We start from the raw sequence: 24616 nt of genomic DNA, 5'->3' as shown, positions 1-24616 counted from the left end.
TCTGATGCAAAGAAGAACAGTATTAAAAGGCTGGCTGGCATTGGCGACACTGCCCTTGTGCCTGGTGATACAAAAGGTGCAGGCTGCTGCCTGGTTCGTGCAGGCGTTTGAAGCCAAACACACTGCAGAGGTGATGACGGCATTGCAGGCCAAGGCGGTACCGCTGTCGCCGGATATCCACATACTGGCCCCGCAAAAAGCCGAGAATGGTGCCGTGGTGCAGGTGGAGGTCGCCATTACCCAGGCCGCCGGTAACATCAGTACCCTGCGCTTGCTGGCGGATGCCAACCCTACACCGCTGATCGCCAGTTTTGAGCTGGGCAAGCAAGTGTTGCCGAAACTGGTGACGCGAATCAAGCTGGCGCAGTCAGGCGATCTGATCGCGCTGATCCAGCAGACTGGCGGGCAATTTCAGCAGCAACGGCGTGCAGTCACCGTGCTCGAAGATGGTTGCGCCGGCAGTGAGCGCGAAGAGCCGTTTGCCAGCAGCATGAAAATGCGGGCGCGCCCACTTGAAGATGGGACTGTAGAGCTCAAGATAATCATTGTGCACCCTATGCGTACCGGGCGCAGTAAAAATGATGACGGTGTTCTGATGCCAGCGCATTTCATGCAAATGATGCAAGTGCTGCTGAACGGACAGCTGATCGTTGATGCGCAAACCGGCACCGGCATCTCACGTAATCCTTACTTTACTTTTTATCTCAAACAGGCCAAGGTGGGCGACGTGATCGCAGTGCACTGGCAGGATAACCGCGGTTTTGAAGGGCAAGGCCAGGTCACGGTTGCACCATAAGTATTAAACAAGAGTATTAAACAAGTAGTCTTAGATAAATACTATTTAATAAATAATATTTATCAATAAAATTAATACAATCAATTATACATATGTAATAGATTTGTCTACTATGCATACATTCGCTGTGGAAACACGGCAACACTTTTAATTAACCATGATTTAAAACAACCATTTGAATCACTTATAAAGGAGAGCTACATGTCATTGATCAACACACAAGTACAACCATTCAAGGCCCAGGCATTTCACAACGGTAAATTTATCGAAGTGACAGAAGAGTCATTAAAGGGCAAATGGTCTGTGCTGATTTTCATGCCGGCAGCGTTTACTTTCAACTGCCCTACCGAAGTTGAAGATGCGGCTGACAACTACGCAGAATTCCAGAAGGCTGGTGCTGAAGTGTACATCGTGACCACCGACACACACTTCTCCCACAAGGTTTGGCACGAGACTTCACCAGCAGTGGGCAAAGCGAAATTCCCATTGGTTGGCGACCCTACTCACCAGTTGACACGCGCTTTTGACGTGCATATTGATGAAGAAGGTCTGGCATTGCGTGGTACTTTCGTTATCAACAACGAAGGCGTGATCAAGACTGCTGAAGTACACAGCAACGAGATCGCCCGTGATGTAAAAGAAACCTTGCGCAAGTTGAAAGCGGCTCAGTATACCGCTGCCAACCCAGGCCAGGTTTGCCCGGCCAAATGGAACGACGGTGCTGCAACATTGACACCATCATTGGACCTGGTGGGTAAAATCTAAGTTTAAGATCTAAGTTTAAGATCTAAGTTTAGTGTTTTGAGCAAAGCCCTGCGTAAGCAGGGCGCTCAGGTAAACTCACCGGGCTGCGATTCAATGGCCGTGGTTTTACCTGAGCGAGCTTCCCCCCAACAATTTTTGATTGCCATATGTATGGCCACGGCTGCTTGTCGCCGCAAGAATCAGACAAGCATGTCATTTGGAGAGTAAAAATGTTAGACGATACCTTAAAGACACAACTGCAAACCTACCTCGGTATGCTGCGTCAGCCTATCCGTCTGATCGCATCCCTGGATAACAGCGACAATGCTGCGAAAATGCGCGAACTGCTGCAAGAGATCACTGCCTTGTCCGACAAAGTCAGCCTGGACGAAAGCGGCGACGATGCACGCAAACCGTCATTCGTGATCGCCAGAGAAGGTGAAACGCATGGCGTACGCTTTGCGGCTATCCCCCTGGGCCATGAATTCACTTCACTGGTACTGGCTTTGTTATGGACCGGCGGCCATCCACCAAAAGTGGAGCAGGATGTGCTCGACCAGATCAAGGCGCTGGATAGCGACCTGAACTTTGAAGTGTATATGAGCCTGTCATGCCATAACTGCCCGGACGTAGTCCAGGCCACCACGTTGATGACGGTATTCAACCCGCGTATCAATGTGACGGTGATCGATGGCGGCTTGTACCAGGACGAAGTCAATGAGCGTAATGTCATGGCGGTACCGGCGACATTTCTGAATGGCGAAATGTTTGCCTCTGGCCGCATGCTGGTTGAAGAGTTCCTGGCCAAGGTAGATACCGGTGCGGTTGCCAAAGAAGCGGAAAAACTCAACGCCAAAGCGTCATTTGATGTACTGGTGGTTGGCGGTGGTCCGGCCGGTGCATCCGCTGCGATCTATGCAGCACGTAAAGGCATACGCACCGGCATAGTGGCCGATCGTTTTGGTGGCCAGGTCAATGACACCTTGGCGATTGAAAACTTTATTTCTGTCAAGGAGACCGAAGGGCCAAAACTGGTCGCGGCGCTGGAAGAGCATGTGAAGACTTATGACGTAGATATCATGCCTTTACAGCGTGCGGTAGGCTTGAGTGAGCCGCAACAGGCTGACCATAAACATGGCGGCCTGATCGAGGTCAAGCTTGAGAGTGGTGCGGTGCTGCGTAGCAAGTCAGTGATCCTGGCGACCGGCGCACGCTGGAAAAACCTGAACGTGCCTGGTGAAGCAGAGTACAAAAACAAAGGCGTAGCTTATTGCCCGCACTGTGATGGCCCGTTGTTCAAAGGCAAACACGTTGCAGTGGTAGGCGGTGGTAACTCCGGCGTGGAAGCGGCGATAGACCTGGCAGGTGTGGTTGGCCATGTCACTTTATTGCAGTTTGATACCGAGCTGAAAGCCGATGCCGTGCTGCAACGCAAATTGCGCACGCTGCCAAACGTCACTATTCTGACCAGTGCACAAACCACCGAGATCACCGGTGATGGTACACGCGTCAATGGCCTGACCTATACCGACCGGGTCAGTGGTGAAAGCAAGCAGGTGGCACTGGAAGGCGTGTTTATCCAGATCGGCCTGGTGCCAAATACGGATTGGCTAAAGGGCACTGTAGACCTGAGCAAATATGGTGAAATTGAAATCAACAACCATAATGCCACTTCGCTGCCTGGCGTGTTTGCCGCAGGGGATGTCACCACTATCCCTTACAAGCAGATCGTCATCGCCATGGGCGAAGGGTCAAATGCTGCCCTGGGTGCGTTTGATTACCTGATCCGTCAGTAAATCAGTAAATAACGTAGTAACAATAAAAAAACCTGCTGCGGCAGGTTTTTTTATATCTGCATATTCCGTGTGGCTAGGCTAGCAATGACAATGAAACCGCTTCCGCCACTTTGATGCCATCGACAGCGGCGGATAAGATGCCACCAGCATAGCCTGCCCCTTCACCACATGGGAACAAACCTTTGGTATTGATGCTCTGCAACGTGTCGTCGTCACGCTTGATACGTATCGGGCTGGAGGTGCGGGTCTCGACCCCGGTCAGGATGCCATCGGCCAAGTCAAAATTAGGGATCTGTTTGGCAAACGCCGGGATCGCTTCACGGATAGCGTGAATGGCAAATGCAGGCAACGCCGATTCAAGATTGGTGAGATGGACGCCTGGCGTGTAAGAAGGGGTGACTGCGCCAAACTCGCTAGACGGCCGGTTGGCCAGGAAATCACCTATCAGCTGGCCGGGGGCAGAGTAATCGCTGCCACCGAGTACAAAAGCATGGCTTTCCAGCTGGCGTTGTAACTCAATGCCAGCCAGCGGGTGGCCTGGGTAATCCAGTTCTGGCGTGATACCGACCACGATGCCGGCGTTGGCGTTGCGCTCGTTGCGGCTGTACTGGCTCATGCCATTGGTGACCACGCGGTTAGGTTCGGAAGTGGCCGCCACCACCGTGCCGCCCGGGCACATGCAGAAGCTGTATACACTGCGGCCATTTTGCGCATGATGCACCAGTTTATAATCGGCAGCGCCCAGCTTTTGCAGAATATCGTCGCTATAGCTTTTGCCATAACGCGCGCGGTCGACCAGGCTTTGCGGGTGCTCGATACGAAAACCGATAGAAAACGGTTTCGCTTCTACATAAATGCCTTTGTTGTACACCATTTCAAACGTATCACGCGCACTATGTCCGACTGCCAGCACCAGGTGACGGGTGGGCAGGTATTCGCCGGTTTGCAGGCTCACGCCTTGCACCTGTCCATCCTGGATATCTATCTCGGTGACGCGGCTGCCAAAGCGGATCTCACCGCCCAGGCTGGTGATGGTGATGCGCATCTGTTCTACCATGCTCACCAGTTTGAAGGTGCCTATATGCGGATGGCTGACGTAGAGGATCTCTTCCGGCGCGCCGGCTTTGACAAACTCCTGTAATACCTTGCGGCCGTAATGCTTGGGGTCTTTGATCTGGCTGTAAAGTTTGCCGTCTGAAAAAGTGCCGGCGCCGCCTTCACCAAACTGCACGTTGGATTCAGGGTCCAGTTTGCGTTTACGCCACAAGCCCCAGGTGTCCTGCGTGCGCTGGCGTACTTCTTTACCGCGTTCAAGCACGATAGGTTTAAACCCAGCTTGTGCCAGTATCAAGGCGGCAAAGATGCCGGCCGGGCCAAAACCGACCACTATGGGCCGCTGTTGCAGTGGTTGTGTATTGCTGGCGACAAATTTGTAACTGGTGTCAGGTGCCGGTTTGATATGCGGGTCTTTTTTAAACCGGGCGAGCACTTTCGCCTCGTTCCTGATCTCGACATCGATATTGTAGACAAACAGGATCGCATGCGTTTTGCGGGCATCCACGCCGCGCTTGAAGATCTCGAAACGTATCAGGTCAGTTTCCGGGATCTCCAGGCGTTTGAGCAGGGCGGCCTTGATCTGGTCGTCCTGATGTATCAGTGACTCGGCTTCAATAAGGGGTAGTTTGATTTCTGTGATTCTTAGCATAAAGGGCTCGCGGATAGTGGTTATCTATCAAAAACGTATTTTATTACATTCGCTATCGTCGTATGATAGATTTTAATAACCGCTGGATTTAATTCACAGCAGAATTGGTCGTTATCAATGTATGTTTAATTACAAGCGACGAATACTTATCCCGTTAATCATTGCCGCGACCATACTGTGCGGTTCAATGCTATGGCTATTTATTGCCATGTATCAGCTGGTATCTTTCTCGGAACAAAAAGATTCGGTAGACCGTCAGCGCTATGACGTCGCCGCCCTGGCCAGAGCCATCACCAATGCCGAAAGCGGCCAGCGTGGCTATTTGCTCACCGGGCATACTTTATTCCTGGACACCATGGAGCAAGGCCGGGCAGATACGCATACTCTGGTCGCACGTCTGGACAGCCAGGCCAGCGATTTTGAACTGATACGCCCGGAGCTGGGCAAGGTCAAACAGCTGATCCACCGCAAATTTGATGTCATGGACAGGAGCATACAGGTGCAGATGCGTGCCGGGTCTTATGCTTCACACCTGACGGTGAGCAAAGATAAAAGCCGCGAGCTGATGAAGCTGATCAACGACCAGCTGGCGCAGATGGATAGCAAACTGCAGCACCTGAGGAGCGATTACGCGCAGGAGATACGCCAGCGCGTGATAGAGTCAGTGATAGGTGCCGTACTGCTGTGCATACTGATCATAGGCGTGCTGCTGTTTTCATACCGCAATACCACCGATCTGTTAGGCCAGATGCTGGAGACCCAGGCCGTCACCGAACAATTGAGCCATCAGGTCGATCACGACCTGCTCACCGGCTTGCCCAACCGCCGCAGTGTAGATGAGCATCTGGAAAACGTATTCCAGCGCGCCAGACATGTCTCAAAACCGTTCGCTATCTTTTTTATGGACCTGGATGGCTTTAAACACGTCAATGATGAATATGGCCATGAAATAGGCGATGCCCTGCTGATAGAAGTGGCCAGCATGTTTCAGCGCGTGCTCAGGCAAACGGATTTTCTGGCCAGGCAAGGGGGTGATGAATTCGTGCTGGTGGTCGGCAGTTATCTGCACCGCATGGAACTGGTGCAACTGGCGCAACGCCTGATACAGTTATTCGCGCGGCCGGTGATAGTCAGGACCATGGCGCTCAATATCGGCGTCAGTATAGGCATTGCCGAATACCCGCGGCATGGCAAACAGGTAAAGCAGCTATTGCATGCGGCCGATCAGGCCATGTATGTGTCCAAGAAAAACGGCAAGAATTCTTACAGTTTTGATGGCGAATGATGGCTGAACCAGCCTAATGCGTCAGCTCAAGTTGCAGCATGTTTTTCAGCAGCGGCACGGTGACCGGCTTTTTAGTCGTCAGCGACCACTGGTCCAGCGCATCTAGCACTGATACCAGGGTGGGCAGGTCGCGGCGCAGGTATTTCAGGCAGTAAGCGATCACTTCATCAGGCAGTTTCATGCCGCGGTCACTGGCATGGGCGCGCAAGGCATCGGCTTTTTCACTATCACTGAGCGGCTGCAACTGGTAGACCAGCCCGAAGGCCAGGCGGGTGGCCAGATCATCGCGCAAACCCATCTGGGTGGGCGCATGGCTACCGGCAGTGACCAGCACGCCACCTTCGGCTTTAATATGGTTAAAGGTATCAAACAGGATGATCTGCGACTCGGCATCCAGAGTGTGTACATCGTCGGCAATATGCGCGCCCATGGCCTGGGCCGCCAGCAACAGATGGGTTTTGCCGCTGCCCGCAGCCCCCCACAGGTAGATGAATGGCGTAGGCGTTTGGCCGGCCAGCACAGCTTGCAGGCTGCTCAGGGCTTCGTCGTTCTGGCCTATGATAAAATTGTCAAAGCCGGGTGCAGCAGGCGGCTGGATATTAAGCAATAATTGTTTCACAGCAAAAGCTTTAATAGGTTTGGGGATCAGTCATCCGCCAGGTGGATCACTGATGTCTGGCTGTGCAAGTAGGTCTCGCTACGCAAGTAACTTTTTTTGACGTAACGCAAGCCGACGGCGATCGCGGCGCTGACAGGCAACGCCAGCAACACACCGGCAAAACCGAATAATTGCCCGCCTGCCATCAAGGCGAGTATCACCAGCACAGGGTGCAGGCCGATACGGTCACCAACCAGGATAGGTGTCAGGAAAAAACTTTCTACAAACTGGCCTACCCCAAACACCAGCAGCACCGGAACCACTTCTGGTAATGAGGCGAACTGTAATAATGCCAGCATGATGGCCAGGATAAATGCCAGGGCGAAACCAAGATAAGGCACAAAGCTGAGCAAGCCGGCGATCATCCCTATGGACAATGCCATATCCAGGCCCACCAGCCATAAGCCCACGCTATAAAACACGCACAGTGACAACATCACCGATAGCTGGCCACGCAAGAACTCGGCCACCACACTGTCGATATCTTTGGCGATCTTTTTGACGCGGCCTATCAGGTCGCGTGGAATCAAGCCGCCTATTTCAGTCATCATGTCATCCCAGTCGCGCAAAAAGTAGAACAGCACCACCGGTAACAGAAGAATATTGGCGAGCATGCCTATCAGGTTGAGGCCTTTCTGGCCTGCGCTCAGCAATACGCTGCCGACAAAGCTGCTCGCTGTCTGCCAATGCTCAGTCACCAGCTTTTGTATATAGGCAGGGTTCACATTGAAGCGTATGCCAAACCGCTGTTGCAGCCACGGTTCCACCTGCTGATGAAAATGATCCACCACTGCGGGCAAACGTTGCACTATGAGCATGGATTGTTGTTGCAACAGTGGAATGATCACCAGCATCAGGCCTATCAGCGCCAGGATCACTCCAGCCATGACTAACAGGGTCGCCAGGGTGCGGCCTACTCTCCAGTGGCGGAATCCGGCTTCACTTAAGCGGTCCACCAGCGGGTCCAGCATATAAGCGATGACCATGGCCGCCAGGAAAGGCGTCAGCACCGGCTCCAGCAGATAAAACAGGTAGATGAAAAGCGCTGCCACTATCCACCAGCGATTGTCACTGACAAACTGAGTCACACTGGACTTTTGATACTCGTGATCTGACATGGGCGCCTATCATGCATACTCGTAATCCGGCATAGGTCGAACTGGCAAGATGCGTTAAAATAATGGTTATTCCTAAAATTATACTGAATTTCATGGCTAGCACGCGCTTTGTTGCCATATCCATGAATTTATATTGAATTTAATATTCATAAGCATAGAAAGAAACGAGAGTACTTTGACCACTTCTTCTGATAAAACTTCTGTCACCTATCGCGATGCCGGTGTGGATATCGAGGCAGGTGATGCCCTGGTCGAGCAGATCAAGCCATTTGCAAAACGCACCATGCGCCCTGAAGTCATGGGTGGCATAGGCGGCTTTGGTTCATTGTTCGCCATGCCTAAAAAATTCAAGGAACCAGTACTGGTTTCCGGCACCGATGGCGTGGGCACCAAGCTCAAGCTGGCCTTCCAGCTCAACAAGCACGATACCGTAGGCATAGACCTGGTCGCCATGAGTGTGAACGACATTCTGGTGCAGGGCGCAGAGCCGCTGTTCTTCCTCGATTATTTTGCCTGCGGCAAACTTGAAGTCGGCACTGCGGCTGCCGTGATCAAAGGTATCGCACAAGGCTGTGAAGAATCTGGCTGTGCGCTGGTAGGTGGCGAAACTGCTGAAATGCCAGGCATGTACCCGGCCGGCGAGTATGACCTGGCAGGCTTTGCCGTCGGTTGTGTCGATAAAGCCAACATTATTGATGGCACCACCATCGCGGCTGGTGATGTGGTGCTGGGGCTGGCTTCCAGTGGCGCGCACTCCAACGGTTACTCACTGATACGCAAACTGATCGAGACTTCGGGCATTGATATGGAATCCGATTTCCATGGCCGTAAATTCAAAGACGTGGTGATGGCACCGACCAAGCTGTACGTGAAGTCAGTGCTCAAATTGCTGGAAGCACTGCCGGTTAAAGGCATGGCGCATATCACTGGCGGCGGCATCACCGAGAATATCCCGCGCGTATTACCAGCCGGCCTGACTGCCGAAGTGCAGAAATCGAGCTGGACATTGCCACCGCTGTTTCAGTGGTTACAGGCACAAGGCAATATCGCACCTCTAGAAATGTACCGTACCTTTAACTGCGGCATAGGCATGGCCATCATCGTCGCCGCCGAACACGCGCAGCAAGCTGAAACGCTGCTGGCTGAGTCTGGCGAAACGGTTTACCGCATAGGCCAGATCCGTGCGCAACAGGCTGGCGAAGCGCCGACCGTGGTGGTGTGATGCATCTGTTACGCTTGCATAGACTGCTCGCCGCTTGCCTGGCGGCAGCCCTGTTGGTTGCTACTAGCGGCTTAGCGGCCGCGCCCAAGCAACTCAGCCTGAAATATGACCTGCTGCAACAGGGCGTGACCTTCGCCAGCGTGAAAGACCAGCTGACAGTGACCGGCAATAAATACCAGATAGATTCACTGGCTGAAGGCAAAGGTATTTACAAGCTCATGGGTGAGCGCACACTCTCCAGCCAGGGCGATGTGGCAGACAACAGCCTGCGCCCTGCTCACTTTGAATCACGTCAATCCAAGCATGCTGACAAGGCCTTGATCAGCGATTTTGACTGGGGCAAAAAAGTGCTGAAGATGCAGGTCAAAGGCGAGCAGCAAAGCGAAAAGCTGAGCAAAGGCACGCAAGACCTGTTGAGTGTGTTGTATTGCTGGATGTGGCAACCACCCAAAGGCAAACAGGTGAAACTGGCAGTGGCTAACGGTAAAAAACTCTCGCCGCATACCTTTGTGGTGACAGAGGAAACCACGCCACTGCAGACCGAGGCGGGAACATTCAACGTGATCAAACTGACCGACAGCGACGGTGAAAAAACGCTTTATCTGGCCAAGGATAAAGGCTATCTGCCGGTCAAGCTGGTGGTGATGGATGATGGTAAACGCATGGAACAAGTGATTACCAGCATCACTGGTCAGTAACGGGTATTCTGCACATCGGGAAATCGCGTGACTAAGAAACAGGGCCTGCACAAGTGGATACGGCAACATGTTTCCTGGTCACTGGGGCTGGCGTTGTTGCTCTCTTTGCTGGTGCATGTGCTGCTGTTGCAAGAAGCCGCCTGGCAAAGCTGGTTTGCAGAAGATGAAAAACCACCCGCCCCATTAAGCGCGCAGTTGCAAGCCGCGCCGAAAAAACCGCTATTAAAAGCACCTGTGAAAGCAGCCCAGGCAAAAAAATCGCCTGCCGCCAGGCCTGCTGATCCTGCACCTGTTGCTTCTGCGCCGCAACCGGTCGCCGAAGCAACACCGCCCACAGACGCCATTGCAGATACAGCAGGCGCTACTGAAGCGGCGCGCCAGGCAGAGATAGACGCCTGGCATAAAACAGATGCAGTCGTGGCAGAGCCCGAGCCCGACTTGCCGCCGGCTTATCAACGCGTGAGCACTGAGTTCTCGGTGTTTGTGAATGGCGAAAAACAGCCTGCCGGCAGTGCCAGGATAGATTATGTGCAACAGCCTTCTGGCCAGTACGCGCTAGATTGGGTGGTTAAAGGGCGCGGCCTGTTAAAATTGCTCTACCCGACGCTGGAGCAGCAAAGCCGCGGCGAGATAGGCCCGCATGGATTAAAACCGCATTTTTACCGCTATGCGTTCGGCAGCAAGGCAGACAAGATATATGAAGCTGATCTGGATTGGGAAAGCAACTTTATTACCCTGAAAACCGCCAAGGGTGAGCAACGTTACGAACTGCCTGGCAACACGCAGGATATCCTCAGCTTTATGTACCAGTTTATGTTTGTGCCACCCTTGCAGGAAATGCAGGTGGCATTGACCAACGGTAGACGCCTCAACACTTACCAGTATGAGTTTGAAGGCGAGGATGCAATGGTGATCGCAGACCAGACCATACAGACCGTGCACATCGCCCATACCCGTGGCGAAACGGACGAAAAGATAGAATTATGGCTGGCCAGCGATTATCGCTATGTGCCGGTCAAGATCAGGAAACAGGAAAAGAACGGCATGGTGATAGAACAAGTCGCCACGCGCTTAACGACTGAATAACGCAGTACGCAATCTATTTGAAAGACATTGATGAATTCCACCCTTATGCGCCAGACGGCGGCTTTATTAAACGACATGCTGCAATTCGAAAGCCCGGCCGATGGCAAACTCAGTGAGTTCTTTCGCCAGCATAGGGAGCTAGGCACCAAAGAGCGCGCCTGGATCGCCGAAACCGCCTATGGCGTGTTGCGTCGTTACCGCTATCTGCGCGAGATCAGCATCGCAGAGCCTGATGAGCAGGAAGACACGCGTAAACTGATCCTCGCCTACCTGATCAAGATCGAAGGCAAAAGCATACGCGACCTCGACGACATGCTGGACGAGCGCCAGAAAGAATGGGCGGTACAGATCAAAAGCAAAACCAGCGAAGGCTTCTCCCCGGCCATTCTGGCCGATGTACGCGACTGGTTCTGGGACAAGCTGGTCGCCCAATATGGCGAAGCCGAAGCCATGACGATTTGCCGCAGCATGTTCGAGCAAGCCAGCCTGGACCTGCGCGTGAATACCATCAAAGCGACGCGTGAAGAGGTGCTGGCACGCATGCTGGCCGAAAATACCGTTAAAGACAACGTCATCACCACTACGCCATACTCGCCAGTGGGCATTCGCATGGGCTCGCGCCTGAATATAGGCAAACATATCCTGTTTACCGAAGGCAAGATAGAAGTGCAGGATGAAGGCAGCCAGTTACTGAGTTACCTGGTTGCACCCAAGCGCGGCCAGATGGTGGCCGACCTGTGTGCCGGTGCCGGTGGCAAAACGCTGGCACTAGGCGCACTGATGAAAAATACCGGCCGCTTATATGCCTTTGATGTGTCTGAAAAACGCTTGAACAATTTAGGCCACCGCCTGAAGCGCAGCGGCTTATCCAACCTGCAGGCGCAGCTGATCAACAACGAGAATGATTTAAAACTCAAACGCCTGAACGGCAAGTTCGACCGCGTGCTGGTCGATGCGCCATGTAGCGGCCTGGGCACTTTACGCCGCAACCCGGACTTGAAATGGCGGCAAACCGAACAGGATGTCGCCGAGTTGAATGTCAAACAGAGCAATATCCTGGCGCGTGCCGCCAAGCTATGTAAAGTCGGCGGCCGGGTCATCTATGCCACCTGCAGCTTGTTACGCGATGAAAACGAATCTATCGCTGAAGCTTTTCTGCAAGCGCACCCGGACTTTAAACTGATCCCTGCCAGTGAAGTAATGGCGCAGCAGAATATCGAGCTGGATACCGGTGAGTATTTAAAACAACTGCCGCACCTGCATGGCACAGATGGTTTTTTTGCGGCGGTGTTTGAGAAAACTGGCCCAGCAACCGATACTGCAAAGCCTGACTGATTATCCAGTTTACCTGCGTCCGGGTGGATCAACCTGCACTCGGACGAATCAAGCTTTCTGCTGATATCCCCAGATCCTGATGTAATCTCCACATCATTTTGGTCGTCAGTCCCCGTTTGCGGTTGAGCACTTCGTACACCCTGTTGACTTGCCCTATCATGGGTACCAGATCTTTTGCAGTCAGCCCTTCTTGCTCCATCCTGAATTTAATCGCCTCGATCGGATCTGGCGGATCGATCGGGTAATGCTTGGTTTCATAGGCTGCTATCAGGGTCAGCAACACTTCAAAGCGGTCACCTTCGGGCGTATTTAATTCCGGCTCGTTCTCAAAGTATGCAGCCGCCGCATGCAAAGCTTGTTGGTAGTCTTGCTCATTGTGTATCGGTTTAATGTGCATGTTTACTCCAGTTCGATAGTTTGCGCATTGATTGCATCATAGTGTTGGTGAGTCCCAATAAATTTGATGTAAACAGCGCCAAAACGATAAGCGATTGCAACGATCAATCGGTAATGGTTGCCCTTGATATTAAAAACGACACGTTTGTTTTTTAACACGCTGGCATGTCTATATTTATATTTGATATCAGAGGGTTGCAGCCAGTGGGCGTGTTTGACCTCATCTACCCAGGCTTTCAAGTGTTGTTCACTATCCGGGTGTTCCTGCCAAAAATCCTTAAGTATTTTGACCGAAATTATTTTCATAAGGCATCTTAAGTCCCATTTTGGGATATGTCAATATCGGGCTTTTGGGTTATTCTTAAAGCCAACGCCACTGCCCGGCTTTTAAGATCTCAGACATGATGAAACTCTCCTTGAATTTGCAAATACTGATCGCTGCGCTGCTGGGAGTCGCTGGCGGTTGGGCGGTGCATGGCTGGCCGGCGGATTCAGCGGCTGTGCAGTGGAGTCTGTACTCAGCCAACCTGATAGGCACGCTGTTTATAGACCTGCTTAAAATGGTGATGATCCCGCTGGTGTTCTGCGCCATCGTGACTGGCATTGCCAACCTGCGCCAGCATAGCCAGATGAATGCCGTGTGGAAGACTACATTATTGTTTTTTGCCACCACCACCATTATTGCCATCGTGATCGGCCTGGGTGCCACGCATATCGTGCAACCCGGGGCCGGTTTGCATCTGGATATGTTTGCCGATGCCATGCAGCAGTTTGAATCCAAGCAACTGACCTTGCCGGAATTTTTCACTCAGTTTCTGCATAGTATTTTCATGAACCCGTTCAAGGCGCTGGCCGATGGCAATATCATCGCTATTGTGGCGTTTGCATTAGTGCTGGGCATTGCACTGGTGATGGCAGCTGACCGTTATACGCAACTGTTGGGCCTGTTTGAAGAAGGCATGACGGTGTGCATGCAGATCATCAACTGGATCATGCGGCTGGCGCCTTTTGGTATCGCGGCCTTGCTGTTCAAACTGGTCGCCACCCAGGATGTGGGCCTGTTTGCGACGCTAAGTAAATTTATTTTGCTGGTGATGGGCACTACTTTGCTGCATGGTCTGGTGGTGTTGCCAGCCCTGCTCTATCTGCTCACCGGCAAGCGGCCGCTATGGTTCTTGCGCAACGCGCGTGAGGCGCTGTTGACGGCGTTTGCCACCAGTTCAAGCAATGCCACCATGCCGGTGACCATGCGCTGCACCACGCAGAACATGCAGGTGAAACCGGAGATCGCCGGTTTCGTCGTCCCTCTGGGGGCGACCGTCAATATGGATGGCACCGCGCTTTACGAAGCCTCTGCCGCCTTGTTTGTGGCGCAACTGGCAGGCATAGACTTGTCACTGGGTCAGCAGCTGGTGGTGTGTTTTACCACCATGATCGCCGCCATGGGTGCTCCTGGCATCCCCAGTGCCGGCATGGTCACCATGGTGATGGTGCTGCAAAGCGTAGGCCTGCCGGCAGAGGCGATCGCCATCTTACTGCCTGTAGACCGCTTGCTGGATACGGTCAGGACCGCCGTCAATGTGGAAGGTGACATGATAGGCAGCCTGGTGGTACAACACGTGACTGCATCCAACTCTTCAAGCTAAAATCAAGCCCATGCTAGAACAACGCATCGCCCAGGTTTCAGATACTCCCGTCATTTGCGCATTGGTGAATGCAGCTTATCGCGGCGAGACCAGTCGCGCCGGCTGGACCACCGAAGCCGACCTATTGACTGGTGTACGCACCAGTGAGCGCACCATACAGGCGCTGATCGAAAGCGAGCATGCCTGTATCCTGCTTGGTGAAGAAGCGGGCGGCGTGGTGTCAGCGTGTATCTGCCTGGAACGGCATGCCGAATCGCCAGAAACCGTGCACCTGGGCATGATCGCGGTTTCGCCGCTGCTGCAAAACCGCGGCTATGGCAAAACCATGATAGTCGCAGCCGAAAAGCTGGCAAAAGCGCAGTGGCAGGTGCAAAAGGCGGAGATGATGGTGATCAGCCTGCGTGAAGAGCTGATCGCGTTTTATCAGCGGCTGGGCTATCAGCCGACCGGGGTGATAGTGCCGTTTCCGCAGCAACCGGATATGTGGCAGGCACAGGTGGAGAATATGCAGTTGAATATTTTACAGAAGGTACTATGACCGGCCCCTCAGCGGTTTTTCTGTGGGTGATTTAAAACTACCCTTAAACCCAGCAGCAAAAAAAATCGCTGGCACCGTCAGGCAAGCAACGCCACTATCCTGCGCGCGCATTCCGGCGCCATCGTCACCCCATAGCGAAAATGCCCGGTATTCAGGTACAGATTCTCTATCTGCGGGTGCCGCCCTATCATAGGGATATTATGCGGCGTTCCCGGCCGCAGCCCGCTCCAGTGTTTGATGATAGGCCGGCCTTTTAATGCTGGCAATATGGCCTCTGCCTTGGCCTGCATTTCTTCACGCATGCTCTCGGTCACCCCGCTATCAAAGCCTACATCTTCCAGGCTGCTGCCGGCCAGCAAATGACCATCTGCGCGTTGCAGCATATAAAAACCATCGCGGTAAACGATATGCGGCAACAGGCCAGCCTGCAGCTGGTATAGCAGCATCTGCCCGCGCATGGGCTTGATATCCAGCGTGAGTGCGGTTTGTTCCAGCAGTTCAAAACTCCAGGCCCCAGAGGTGACCACGTAGGTATCTGCGTGCAGGGTGTCACCTGCGGTGGTCTGCCAGCCGGATATAGGTGACCGACCTTCTTGCAGCGGCAGCAATCGCGTTTGCTCGCGTAGCTGGACGCCGTGTTTGATCAGCCAGGCTTTCAGGGCCTGCAACAGGCGCGGATTGCGGATCTGCACCACTTCGGGGATAAACAGGTTTTCGCCTTGCGCTTCTGCTGCCAGGCCGAATCTGCTACACCATGCCAGTGCCTGTGCGCGCTCAAAGGGTGGCTGTATCAGCATGCCACTCTGTATACATTCGGGGTCTATGCCGGTTTCTGCCAACAGCTCGGCGCTGAGCGCCGGATAAGCCCGGGCGCCGGCCAGCGCTAGCTCGTTGACCACATCCTGGTAGAACCACGGCAACAGCGGAAAAGCGATGCCTGCCCCGGCCCAGGAAGCCTCACCCGAGGTTTGGGCAGCAATGATATTGCGTTCGACCACCGTGACCTCATGACCTTGCTTGCGCAACTGCATGGCGGTCAGACAACCGACGATGCCGCCGCCGACGACTAATACCGAAGTGTTTGCCATAAAGATTTTTTCAGGAAAAAAACGCGTGTATTTTACAAGTGGGTTGAACCAGCACTGAATTTAAACCAGCACTGAATTTAAACCAGCGGCAGACCAAACCGGCTGCCAACTTTACCCTGTTAGCAGCTGGTTTGAAATCAGAGTGGGGATCAAGGTTTGCGGCCAGAAATCAAATAGACTTCCATGGCGATCAGGGCGGCATTGCTGCCCAGCAGCACCAGCACATCACCTTCAACCAGAACGATATCGCCTCTGGGCACTATGGGTTCTGGCATATTCGGCCGGCGCAGTTGTTTGACCTCGACCGCAAAATCTTCAAACGGGATATGGTCCAACCGCAGGCCATGCGCATAAAAGTTCTTATACATTTCCACTGAATGCAATTGCGGCAATGAAGCGGTAGAAGCATCTGCGTCGCTGACGCCGCGGAAATAACCCTTGAACATTTTGTAGCGCTCTTCGCGGAACAGGCGGATACGCTTGACCACGCGGTTCAACGGCACGCCCAGGGTGACCAGTGCGTGTGAAGCCAGCATCAGGCTACCTTCCAGTATCTCTGGCACGACTTCGTGCGCACCGGCGGCGCGCAACTCATCCATCTCGCTGTCATCATGGGTGCGCACGATCACCGGCAGGTTGGGATGCCGTTCTTTGATCACATCCAGTACTTTCATGGTGCCACGCGTTTCGGCATAGCTGATGATGACGGCTTTGGCACGCGCCAGTCCGGCGGCTTCCATCACCGAGCGCCTGCTGGCGTCACCATAAATCACATTCTCACCCGCTGAGGCTGCTTCCTGCACGCGGCTGGCATCCATATCAAGCGCGACATAGGGGATATTCTCTTCACGCAGGAAACGGCCCAGGTACTGGCCGCTACGGCCATAACCGCAAATAATGACGTGGTCCTTCAGCTCCTGGCTGTGCTCCTGTATGGTGTCTACGCCTTTAATGCTATTGCGGGTATAGCTTTTCACCAGGTAACGTGCGATGCGGCCATTGTATTGAATGATAAACGGCGCCACCAGCATGGAAAGCACGGCGACCGACAACACCAGTTGCAAGGCATCGCCATCGATCAAACGCGTCTGCAAGCCCAGGGCCAGCACCACAAAAGTGAACTCGCCGGCCTGGCCGAGGATGATGCCGGTACGCACACCCACACCCATCTCAAAACCGTAAAACTTGGTCAGCGCCGCGATCAGCCCCATTTTGAACAGCAGGTATAAGGCCAGCAACAGCACCACCAGCATTGCATTATCCAGGATCACCCTGACATCGAGCAGCATGCCGACACTGATAAAGAACAGGCCGAGCAGGATATCGCGGAAAGGCGCGATATCTGATTCCACCTGGTAGCGGTATTTGGTCTCAGAGATCAGCATGCCGGCGACAAACGCACCCAGCGCATAGGACAAACCGGCAAAATTGGTGGCTGCAGACATCAGCAAGGTCACCATCAGCACGTTTAATACAAACAGTTCACGCGAGCGTTGTTTGGCAACCAACTCAAACCAGAAGTTGAGGATGTTTTTGCCAAACTTGAATAACAGGAATAACAGCACTGACGATTTCAGCAGGGTCAGACCCAGCACATCCAGCCAGTTATTGCTGTGCGCACCCAGAGTCTGGATCAGCACCAGGATAGGGATGACCGCCAGGTCCTGGAACAGCAGCACACCTATGCTCAGGCGGCCGTGGCGGGAGTTAAGGTCCACGCGTTCCATCAGTATCTTGGAAACAATAGCAGTTGACGACATGGTCAGCGCAGCGCCGATAATAAAGGCGGTGGTCAGGCTCAGGCCGGCCATTTTTCCTAGCACCAGGCTGACCAGCAGCGTCAGGATCACTTGCCCGCCGCCTAAGCCGAACAGGGTCTTGCGCATGGCGTAAAGCTTGGGCAGGCTGAATTCCAGGCCTATGCTAAACATCAGGAACACAATGCCGAACTCGGCCACCTGGCGACCGGTTTCTTCATCCTGTATCAGGCCCAATGCGTGCGGGCCCAAGACTATGCCTATCATGAAATAAGCCAGAATGGCAGGCATGCCCAATATGCGGAATAAACCGACGGCGAATACCGAACTGGTGAGCAACAAGAGTAAATGGATTAGGGAGTCAAACATGCAAAAATTCTAAAGCAATTAATTAAGACCACGCTGCGCTACCGGTAGTGATTACAGCTCGCGTGGTCTGATGATCTTATGATGAAACAGAATTGTTTCAGCCTGATTATGCTGCCACAAATCTTTGTTTAATGCAAAAAATGTGCCTGATATTAAAAAATCATTAAAAAAGCTGCGTTTTGCTTTCTTGCCGGGGCGGTCACTTGCTATACTTAGCGACCATGAGTATAGCAAAATCAGGTGTCAAACTTGCTGAAAGTTCTGACATCGTGGAAAAAGCGCGCAATGTGTTATTGCACGAAGCAGACGAGATCCGCCAGCTGGCCGGACGCCTGGGTGCTGCGTTTGAAGCTGCTGTGCATATGATCGTTGCCTGCCGTGGCCGCGTAGTGGTGACTGGCGTGGGCAAATCCGGCCATATCGGCGGCAAGATCGCCGCCACCTTTGCCAGCACCGGCACCCCGGCTTTTTTTATGCATGCCGCTGAAGCCAGCCACGGTGACCTCGGCATGATCACGGCTGAAGATGTGGTGATCGCGCTTTCTAACTCCGGCGAGAGCGATGAGATCATTAACATATTGCCTTCGATACGCCGTCTGGGTGCGCGAATTTTAAGCATCACCGGCAGCACAGATTCGACTTTATCGCGTGAATCGCAAGTGCATTTGAGTGCAGCAGTCAGCCATGAAGCCTGTCCGCTGGGCCTGGCCCCTACCGCCAGCACCACTGCTGCATTAGCTCTGGGTGACGCACTGGCCTTATGCGTGCTGGAACTGCGTGAATTCACCGCAGAAGACTTTGCCCACTCCCACCCCGGCGGCAGCCTGGGGCGGCGCTTACTGGTCAGGGTCAAAGATGTGATGCGTAGCGGCGATGCAATCCCCAGCGTGAAAGAAAACGCCACGCTGCAGCAAGCCATACAAGAGATCTCCAGCAAGGGCATGGGTTTTACTGCCATTGTCGATGCAGAACAGCAGCCGGTGGGCGTGTTTACTGACGGTGATATACGCCGTTTGTTCGTGCAAGGCCTGACCGATCATCAGGCGCCTATCACCAGCGTCATGAGCCGGCAACCCAAGTTGCTGGGTACGCAGCAGATGGCTGTTGAAGCGATCAGCCTGATGGAACAACACCGCATCAACGGTTTTCTGGTGGTGAACGAGCAGCGGCAATTGGCAGGGGCATTCAATATGCATGACTTGCTGAAAGCGAAAGTGGTTTAGGCTAGCCGGGGTCTGTATCTATGCTTAAATATCCGATTCTGCTACCGATCAGCCTGATGGTGTTTCTGGCTTTGCTGACCTTCTGGATCAACCAGACGGTGCAGGAGGAAGCCTCGCGCATGACTGGCGTCAGCCGGCATGCGCCAGATTACATGCTTTATAATTTTGTCAGCACGCGTACCGACGCCAGTGGCCGTATCAAATATGTACTGGCCGCCTCGCAAATGCGCCATTATCCTGACAGCGATTACACTGAACTGGACCGGCCGCGCTTCACCCAGTTTGGCGAGAACATGCCTTACACCCAGATTTATGGCCAGCGCGGCAAAATATCCGGCAATGGTAAACTGGTGGAGTTTGTAAAGCAGGTGAAAGTAGTGCGCCAGGCCACCGCCGAAAAAGGCGAAATGCAACTAAAGACAGAACAGTTGTTTGTTGAACCGGACACGGATATCGCTTACACCGATCTGCCAGTGACTATACTGCAGCAGCCGGGTAGCGTGGTCACAGGCACTGGCATGCGCTTTGATAAAAAATCCGAAACCATGCAATTATTCAACCGGGTGCATGTACATTATGAACGCGCGCCGGTGGCAGTGAATGCAGCGCCTGCCGCCCAGGCTGGCAAACCGAAAAAACCGGCCCGCAGCAGCAAAAAAACCAGGCCTGACACAGGTCAATAATCAAGGATAGATGATTCCTGGAGAGATGAGTTGAAAACGCACAAGCAATTATTTTATGTGACCTGCCTGCTACTGGCTACGCTGTTGCAGTGGTCAAACACCGTCAGGGCCGAAGAGTCTGACCGTGAACAACCGATAGAGCTCGAAGCCGACACCGTGAGCGTCAACGATGCGAAAAAGATCAGCACCTACACCGGCAACGTCATCCTTAACCAGGGCACGCTGCAAATCAAGGCTGACAAAATGATAGTGCGCGAAGACCAGGACGGTTTTCAGCATAGCACCTGCATAGGCAGCCCGGCTACGCCGACCACTTTCAAGCAAAAGCGCACCGGCAAGAACGAGTGGATGCAAGGCAGTGGCCAGCGCATTGAATACAACGGCCGCATGGATAAAGTGCAACTGTATACCAATGCCTGGGTCAAACGTGGCGAAGACATAGTCACCGGTGATTACATCAGCTATGACGCCAATGCGGAATATGCCGAAGTGATAGGTGGCACCAAAGCCAACCCTAACGGCACTGCCAACAGCCGGGTCAAGGCGATCATTCAGCCCAAGAGTAAAACCACGCCACCGGTCATAGATAACAAGGCCAATGCACAGCAAGGGTTGCGCATGAACCGCTCGTTACAGATCAGGCCTGAACCGGCAGCCAGCGGCACCAGCAACGAAACCAAGAAAGAACCTCAGTAAAGACTGGCAATATGCAAACCACTGCTTCACCAGACAATAGCCATTTAAGCGTCAGCCATTTAAAAAAAGCTTACCAGGGTCGCACCGTGGTCAGAAACACGACGCTGGAACTACATAGCGGCGAAGTCATAGGCTTGCTGGGCCCGAACGGGGCAGGCAAAACCACCAGCTTTTACATGATAGTCGGCCTGGTCGCCCTAGACGACGGCCATATCACCCTGAACGGCACCGACGTCAGCCACGCCCCCATGCATGAACGGGCGCGCATGGGCCTGGCCTACCTGCCGCAAGAAGCCTCTATTTTCCGCAAGATGACGGTGACCGATAACATACTGTCTATCCTGGAAACCCGCCCTTATACCGCAGAAGAGCGTGAAGCCAAACTGGAGTCATTGCTGGACCAGTTGCATATCCAGCACATACGCAACAGCCAGGCGGTCAGCTTGTCCGGCGGTGAACGTCGCCGGGTAGAGATCGCCCGTTGCCTGGCCACCGACCCGAAATTTATTTTGCTGGATGAACCGTTCGCCGGCATAGACCCGATCGCGGTGATAGAGATCCAGAAAATCATCCGTTACCTGAGCAGCCAGAATATCGGCATCCTGATCACAGACCACAACGTGCGTGAAACGCTGGATATCTGTGACCGCGCCTATATCGTCAACGAAGGCGCAGTGTTTGCGGCCGGCACCCCCGATGAGATCATTCAGAATGAGGGTGTGCGTGAAGTCTATCTGGGCAAAAATTTTAGGCTGTAAGTCCTTATGAAGCAAAACCTGCAATTACGCATGTCGCAAAACCTGGCACTGACGCCGCAGCTGCAGCAGTCTATCCGCCTGTTGCAACTGTCGACGCTGGAACTGAGCCAGGAGCTGGAAGCCATCTTGCAGGAGAACCCTTTGCTCGAGATGGCCGACAATAATGAAGAAGGCGAGTTTGAAGACAACACGCCAGACGCCCCGTTAGCGGCACAGGCAGAAGTCGAAGACGCCAGCTCATTTGATGTCGCCACCCAACAGGATATCCCCTCGCCGGCCGACACCTTGCGCGAAGAGTTGCGCGATGACCTCAGCGGCAATGAAGGCGAACTGCCCAACCTGAATGAAGAATTCACGCCGCCGGAGTTTGAAGACGATTACGGCGAGTTTGGCAGCACCAGCAACTGGGATGAGGCAGGCCGCAACAATACCGACGATGAAGACGGCGATTTTTCACGCCAGGACGCCAGCAGCATCAGCCTGCGTGAGCACCTGATAGACCAGATACAGCTGGCGCACCTGTCGCACCGCGACATGAGCCTGGTCAAACTGCTGCTGGACAGCATCAATGACGACGGCTACCTGGAGCAAGACTTGCAGGAAGTGGTAGACAACCTGCCGCTGGAACTAGAAGTCGACCTGCTGGAACTGGAAACAGCGCTCAAGCTGATCCAGAACCTGGACCCCATAGGCATAGGTGCGCGTGACCTGCGCGAATGCCTGTTGCTGCAACTGCAGGCCCTGCCGGCCAGCACGCCCTACCTGAAAATTGCGATCGCGCTGGTGAAAGACCATCTGGCGTTGCTGGCCAATAAAGATTTTATCAAGCTGCGCAAACAGCTCAGTTGCGATGAAGCCTCACTCAAAGGCGCGCAGCAACTGATACGCCAGCAAAACCCGCGGCCGGGCAGCGAGTTCTCCAACTTTAGCCATGACCATTTTATCCAGCACGATGTGGTGGTGAAAAAGATCAAAGGTATCTGGGTAGCAACCCTCAACGACGGCGTGATCCCCAAACTGCGCATCAACCAGATGTATGCCGACATCCTCAAACGTAACCGTGAAAGCTCGGGCCAGTACCTGCAAAGCCAGATGCAGGAAGCCAAATGGATGATCAAGAATATCCAGCAACGCTTCTCGACCATATTGCGCGTATCACAAGCCATTGTAGACCGGCAGCGTAACTTCTTTGAGCACGGCGATATCGCCATGCGACCGTTGGTGCTGCGTGAGATCGCCGAAGAGTTAGACCTGCATGAAAGTACTGTTTCGCGCGTCACCACCCACAAGTACATGCTCACTCCACGCGGAGTTTATGAGCTTAAATACTTCTTTGGCAGCTCAGTCGCTACCGATGCTGGCGGTTCCTGCTCGGCAACCGCCATACGCGCACTGATCAAGCAAATGGTGGCAGAAGAGAACGAGAAAAAACCGCTTTCTGACAACCAGATCACCGATACCCTGGCGCAACAGGGCATAGTGGTGGCACGGCGTACCATTGCCAAATACCGTGAGTCATTGAGCATACCGCCAGCTAATCTGCGCAAATCGCTTTAATTTCCCAGCATCACGCCACTGCATAGCCGGTGTTATCCTCGGCATTGAGGAGTGCGCAACTTGGCTAGCGCAACCTGTGCGGACCGTGCAGCGCGAGTGATGCACTTACTGGAGTTGTAGTTAGGTATTTCTTTGGGTGGTTTAGTGATCTGATTCACCATTTTCTTTCGCCTCTAGGCGAGTTACTTTTCTTTGCTTGCACAAAGAAAACGTAACCAAAAGAAATGCACCCTAGCATCCGCTTGTTTCCTGCGTTGCTCACCTCAGGACTTTCGTCCGTTGCTTTGCCGGACTTAGGCATAAGCGGTCGCGAAACTCGCCCTGACAAGCCACACACACTGTGGCTTGTTGCGGAGCTCAGACAGTCGCTCCCTTCCTCCTTATTTTGATTCCGCTACTCGGCGCGTCAGATAGGGGCCCGGAAAAACACACGCCCTTAGTGAAGCTGGGGTTTTTCATATTTATTCCCGCGCAACCATTGCCATAGAATCGGTATTTGTTTGGATAGTTTTGCGCTCTGTTTCAGCGTTCTTTTTCGCCTCTAGGCGAGTTACTTTTCTTTGCTTGCACAAAGAAAACGTAACCAAAAGAAATGCACCCTAGCATCCGCTTGTTTCCTGCGTTGCTCGTCAAAATAAGCGGTCGCGAAACTCGCCCTAGCGGCCTGCACACTGCGCAGGCCACCGCGGAACTCAGACAGTCGCTCCCTTTCTCCTTATTTTGACTCCGCTACTCGGCGCGTCAGATAGGGGCCCGAAGTCAACACCACCACGATGGCCCATTAGTGAACCACCAAAAGCAGCGAGCCGCTTAGCAACCGTGTATTTGTTTTTGGTTTTGATTTGTTACGCTGGTTGAGCGGGATACGATGCGAGAAAGACCCACCTAAATAACCGCGTAGTGCCTTTCCCGGGTCCCCTATCTGACGCGCCGAGTAGCGCAGGCAGCGTGGGAGTTTTCGGCCAGCGTCTGTTCGAGTTCCGCGGTGGCTTGCGCACTGTGCAAGCCGCTAGGGCGAGTTTCGTTGGACGCCCACGTTGACGAGCAACGCAGGAAACAAGCGGATGCTAGGGTGCCCTTTCTTTTGGTGTCTTTTCTTTGGGCACGCAAAGAAAAGACACTCGCCGAGGGGCGAAAAAGAACGGTTAAATCATCCAGAGAAATACCAATTAGAACGTCACCCTACTCCCCAGCCCCTAGCCCCTAATCCTACATATCCCACCTCAAATGCACCTGTGCCGTCACACTCTCCAAATCACTCTGCTCTATCGCCTTCTGATAACTCATGCTACCCGCCAAGCTAAGGCCATACTTAAACGTCATCCGGCTAGCCAGCCCCACTTGCAGGCTGGTGTTAGCAAAGTCTGCCTCTACCCTGCTCTGCGCTGCCGGGGTGCTGAAACGCACGCGCTGTTCGCCGCCACTGCGGTGCCAGACGTTGAATAAGGCTTCTGTCACCCAT

At 53.4% G+C, this 24616-nt stretch carries 23 protein-coding genes; 15 read left to right on the top strand and 8 right to left on the bottom strand.

Annotated elements, in window-relative coordinates; translation table 11 throughout:
* The first annotated feature begins 4 nt into the window (after positions 1-4).
* The 3 genes from soxZ to ahpF all read left to right on the top strand — a co-directional run bounded on the left by soxZ (position 5) and on the right by ahpF (position 3336).
* The gene (soxZ, locus tag ACFQ1Z_RS09605) at positions 5-796 is read left to right on the top strand and encodes a thiosulfate oxidation carrier complex protein SoxZ (protein ID WP_379057242.1); all 792 of its coding nucleotides are present in this window, start codon (positions 5-7) and stop codon (positions 794-796) included.
* Between the two features lie 201 nt (positions 797-997).
* A complete protein-coding gene (gene ahpC, locus ACFQ1Z_RS09600; RefSeq protein ID WP_055828833.1) occupies positions 998-1561 on the top strand; it encodes an alkyl hydroperoxide reductase subunit C in 564 nt (187 codons plus the stop codon).
* A 209-nt stretch (positions 1562-1770) separates the two neighbouring features.
* On the top strand, positions 1771-3336 hold the full coding sequence (gene ahpF, locus ACFQ1Z_RS09595) for an alkyl hydroperoxide reductase subunit F (protein WP_379057241.1): 1566 nt from the start codon (positions 1771-1773) through the stop codon (positions 3334-3336).
* A gap of 73 nt (positions 3337-3409) precedes the next feature.
* On the opposite strand, the gene ACFQ1Z_RS09590 is transcribed toward ahpF, so the two are convergent.
* On the bottom strand, positions 3410-5041 hold the full coding sequence (locus tag ACFQ1Z_RS09590; RefSeq protein WP_379057239.1) for an NAD(P)/FAD-dependent oxidoreductase: 1632 nt from the start codon (positions 5039-5041) through the stop codon (positions 3410-3412).
* A 187-nt stretch (positions 5042-5228) separates the two neighbouring features.
* Between ACFQ1Z_RS09590 and ACFQ1Z_RS09585 the strand changes: the two genes are divergently transcribed.
* Positions 5229-6326: a diguanylate cyclase domain-containing protein gene (locus ACFQ1Z_RS09585; protein WP_379057238.1), complete on the top strand. Its 1098-nt coding sequence runs from the start codon at positions 5229-5231 to the stop codon at positions 6324-6326.
* 13 nt (positions 6327-6339) lie between these two features.
* On the opposite strand, the gene ACFQ1Z_RS09580 is transcribed toward ACFQ1Z_RS09585, so the two are convergent.
* Together ACFQ1Z_RS09580 and ACFQ1Z_RS09575 are read right to left on the bottom strand one after the other, a co-directional pair.
* Positions 6340-6945 (bottom strand): HdaA/DnaA family protein, encoded by a 606-nt coding sequence (locus tag ACFQ1Z_RS09580; protein WP_379057237.1) that lies wholly within the window; start codon positions 6943-6945, stop codon positions 6340-6342.
* A gap of 26 nt (positions 6946-6971) precedes the next feature.
* Positions 6972-8102, bottom strand: a complete 1131-nt coding sequence (locus ACFQ1Z_RS09575) for an AI-2E family transporter (protein ID WP_379057236.1) — start codon at positions 8100-8102, stop codon at positions 6972-6974.
* A 175-nt stretch (positions 8103-8277) separates the two neighbouring features.
* On the opposite strand from ACFQ1Z_RS09575, the gene purM reads away from it, so the two are divergent.
* The 4 genes from purM to ACFQ1Z_RS09555 are packed head-to-tail and all read left to right on the top strand — an operon-like array spanning position 8278 to position 12443.
* Positions 8278-9324: a phosphoribosylformylglycinamidine cyclo-ligase gene (gene purM, locus ACFQ1Z_RS09570; protein WP_379057235.1), complete on the top strand. Its 1047-nt coding sequence runs from the start codon at positions 8278-8280 to the stop codon at positions 9322-9324.
* The gene (locus ACFQ1Z_RS09565) at positions 9324-10022 is read left to right on the top strand and encodes a DUF3108 domain-containing protein (protein WP_379057234.1); all 699 of its coding nucleotides are present in this window, start codon (positions 9324-9326) and stop codon (positions 10020-10022) included. The genes purM and ACFQ1Z_RS09565 overlap by 1 nt, the downstream gene beginning before the upstream one ends.
* Positions 10023-10049: 27 nt before the next feature.
* Positions 10050-11108 carry a DUF3108 domain-containing protein gene (locus ACFQ1Z_RS09560; protein ID WP_379057233.1) on the top strand — a complete coding sequence of 353 codons (1059 nt, stop codon included), beginning with the start codon at positions 10050-10052 and terminating at the stop codon, positions 11106-11108.
* Positions 11109-11138: 30 nt separating this feature from the next.
* Positions 11139-12443 carry an RsmB/NOP family class I SAM-dependent RNA methyltransferase gene (locus ACFQ1Z_RS09555; RefSeq protein ID WP_379057232.1) on the top strand — a complete coding sequence of 435 codons (1305 nt, stop codon included), beginning with the start codon at positions 11139-11141 and terminating at the stop codon, positions 12441-12443.
* A gap of 28 nt (positions 12444-12471) precedes the next feature.
* On the opposite strand, the gene ACFQ1Z_RS09550 is transcribed toward ACFQ1Z_RS09555, so the two are convergent.
* Entirely contained in the window at positions 12472-12840 is a 369-nt protein-coding gene (locus tag ACFQ1Z_RS09550; protein WP_379057231.1) for a helix-turn-helix domain-containing protein, read from the bottom strand.
* 2 nt (positions 12841-12842) lie between these two features.
* Positions 12843-13145: a type II toxin-antitoxin system HigB family toxin gene (locus tag ACFQ1Z_RS09545; protein ID WP_379057230.1), complete on the bottom strand. Its 303-nt coding sequence runs from the start codon at positions 13143-13145 to the stop codon at positions 12843-12845.
* A gap of 98 nt (positions 13146-13243) precedes the next feature.
* Between ACFQ1Z_RS09545 and ACFQ1Z_RS09540 the strand changes: the two genes are divergently transcribed.
* Together ACFQ1Z_RS09540 and ACFQ1Z_RS09535 are read left to right on the top strand one after the other, a co-directional pair.
* Complete coding sequence (locus tag ACFQ1Z_RS09540; RefSeq protein ID WP_379057992.1) at positions 13244-14485, top strand: dicarboxylate/amino acid:cation symporter; 1242 nt, start codon at positions 13244-13246, stop codon at positions 14483-14485.
* Positions 14486-14495: 10 nt separating this feature from the next.
* A complete protein-coding gene (locus ACFQ1Z_RS09535; protein WP_379057228.1) occupies positions 14496-15023 on the top strand; it encodes a GNAT family N-acetyltransferase in 528 nt (175 codons plus the stop codon).
* 77 nt (positions 15024-15100) lie between these two features.
* Here the strand turns inward: ACFQ1Z_RS09535 and ACFQ1Z_RS09530 are convergent, their stop codons facing one another.
* Positions 15101-16111 carry an NAD(P)/FAD-dependent oxidoreductase gene (locus tag ACFQ1Z_RS09530; RefSeq protein ID WP_379057226.1) on the bottom strand — a complete coding sequence of 337 codons (1011 nt, stop codon included), beginning with the start codon at positions 16109-16111 and terminating at the stop codon, positions 15101-15103.
* A gap of 149 nt (positions 16112-16260) precedes the next feature.
* A complete protein-coding gene (locus ACFQ1Z_RS09525) occupies positions 16261-18237 on the bottom strand; it encodes a cation:proton antiporter (RefSeq protein WP_379057225.1) in 1977 nt (658 codons plus the stop codon).
* A 221-nt stretch (positions 18238-18458) separates the two neighbouring features.
* Between ACFQ1Z_RS09525 and ACFQ1Z_RS09520 the strand changes: the two genes are divergently transcribed.
* From ACFQ1Z_RS09520 to ACFQ1Z_RS09500, 5 genes are read left to right on the top strand one after another with little or no spacing between them, the layout of a single operon-like run.
* Positions 18459-19460 (top strand): KpsF/GutQ family sugar-phosphate isomerase, encoded by a 1002-nt coding sequence (locus ACFQ1Z_RS09520; protein WP_379057224.1) that lies wholly within the window; start codon positions 18459-18461, stop codon positions 19458-19460.
* A 20-nt stretch (positions 19461-19480) separates the two neighbouring features.
* On the top strand, positions 19481-20143 hold the full coding sequence (lptC, locus tag ACFQ1Z_RS09515; RefSeq protein WP_379057222.1) for an LPS export ABC transporter periplasmic protein LptC: 663 nt from the start codon (positions 19481-19483) through the stop codon (positions 20141-20143).
* Positions 20144-20173: 30 nt separating this feature from the next.
* Positions 20174-20839 (top strand): lipopolysaccharide transport periplasmic protein LptA, encoded by a 666-nt coding sequence (gene lptA, locus ACFQ1Z_RS09510; RefSeq protein WP_379057220.1) that lies wholly within the window; start codon positions 20174-20176, stop codon positions 20837-20839.
* 11 nt (positions 20840-20850) lie between these two features.
* Entirely contained in the window at positions 20851-21597 is a 747-nt protein-coding gene (gene lptB / locus ACFQ1Z_RS09505; protein ID WP_379057219.1) for an LPS export ABC transporter ATP-binding protein, read from the top strand.
* A 6-nt stretch (positions 21598-21603) separates the two neighbouring features.
* A complete protein-coding gene (locus ACFQ1Z_RS09500) occupies positions 21604-23154 on the top strand; it encodes an RNA polymerase factor sigma-54 (RefSeq protein WP_379057218.1) in 1551 nt (516 codons plus the stop codon).
* 1209 nt (positions 23155-24363) lie between these two features.
* Here the strand turns inward: ACFQ1Z_RS09500 and ACFQ1Z_RS09495 are convergent.
* The coding region (locus ACFQ1Z_RS09495) for a hypothetical protein (protein ID WP_379057143.1) at positions 24364-24616 on the bottom strand (253 nt) is incomplete at its 5' end.

It is taken from the genome of Methylophilus luteus, from assembly GCF_042676265.1.
In the GTDB taxonomy this organism is placed as follows: domain Bacteria; phylum Pseudomonadota; class Gammaproteobacteria; order Burkholderiales; family Methylophilaceae; genus Methylophilus; species Methylophilus luteus.
Note: the sequence above shows the minus strand (reverse complement) of the source record. Positions and strands in the feature narration are given on the sequence as shown.

What these genes read in the sequence shown, in the direction of transcription:
- ACFQ1Z_RS09555 (WP_379057232.1), top strand. Translation starts at nt 11,139, where the DNA reads ATGAATTCCACCCTTATGCGCCAGACGGCGGCTTTATTAAACGACATG.
- ACFQ1Z_RS09550 (WP_379057231.1), bottom strand. Translation starts at nt 12,840, where the DNA reads ATGCACATTAAACCGATACACAATGAGCAAGACTACCAACAAGCTTTG.
- ACFQ1Z_RS09520 (WP_379057224.1), top strand. Translation starts at nt 18,459, where the DNA reads ATGAGTATAGCAAAATCAGGTGTCAAACTTGCTGAAAGTTCTGACATC.
- ahpF (WP_379057241.1), top strand. Translation starts at nt 1,771, where the DNA reads ATGTTAGACGATACCTTAAAGACACAACTGCAAACCTACCTCGGTATG.
- ACFQ1Z_RS09575 (WP_379057236.1), bottom strand. Translation starts at nt 8,102, where the DNA reads ATGTCAGATCACGAGTATCAAAAGTCCAGTGTGACTCAGTTTGTCAGT.
- lptC (WP_379057222.1), top strand. Translation starts at nt 19,481, where the DNA reads ATGCTTAAATATCCGATTCTGCTACCGATCAGCCTGATGGTGTTTCTG.
- ACFQ1Z_RS09500 (WP_379057218.1), top strand. Translation starts at nt 21,604, where the DNA reads ATGAAGCAAAACCTGCAATTACGCATGTCGCAAAACCTGGCACTGACG.
- ACFQ1Z_RS09525 (WP_379057225.1), bottom strand. Translation starts at nt 18,237, where the DNA reads ATGTTTGACTCCCTAATCCATTTACTCTTGTTGCTCACCAGTTCGGTA.
- ACFQ1Z_RS09565 (WP_379057234.1), top strand. Translation starts at nt 9,324, where the DNA reads ATGCATCTGTTACGCTTGCATAGACTGCTCGCCGCTTGCCTGGCGGCA.
- lptB (WP_379057219.1), top strand. Translation starts at nt 20,851, where the DNA reads ATGCAAACCACTGCTTCACCAGACAATAGCCATTTAAGCGTCAGCCAT.
- soxZ (WP_379057242.1), top strand. Translation starts at nt 5, where the DNA reads ATGCAAAGAAGAACAGTATTAAAAGGCTGGCTGGCATTGGCGACACTG.
- ACFQ1Z_RS09540 (WP_379057992.1), top strand. Translation starts at nt 13,244, where the DNA reads ATGAAACTCTCCTTGAATTTGCAAATACTGATCGCTGCGCTGCTGGGA.
- ACFQ1Z_RS09585 (WP_379057238.1), top strand. Translation starts at nt 5,229, where the DNA reads ATGCTATGGCTATTTATTGCCATGTATCAGCTGGTATCTTTCTCGGAA.
- ACFQ1Z_RS09590 (WP_379057239.1), bottom strand. Translation starts at nt 5,041, where the DNA reads ATGCTAAGAATCACAGAAATCAAACTACCCCTTATTGAAGCCGAGTCA.
- ACFQ1Z_RS09530 (WP_379057226.1), bottom strand. Translation starts at nt 16,111, where the DNA reads ATGGCAAACACTTCGGTATTAGTCGTCGGCGGCGGCATCGTCGGTTGT.
- ahpC (WP_055828833.1), top strand. Translation starts at nt 998, where the DNA reads ATGTCATTGATCAACACACAAGTACAACCATTCAAGGCCCAGGCATTT.
- ACFQ1Z_RS09535 (WP_379057228.1), top strand. Translation starts at nt 14,496, where the DNA reads ATGCTAGAACAACGCATCGCCCAGGTTTCAGATACTCCCGTCATTTGC.
- ACFQ1Z_RS09545 (WP_379057230.1), bottom strand. Translation starts at nt 13,145, where the DNA reads ATGAAAATAATTTCGGTCAAAATACTTAAGGATTTTTGGCAGGAACAC.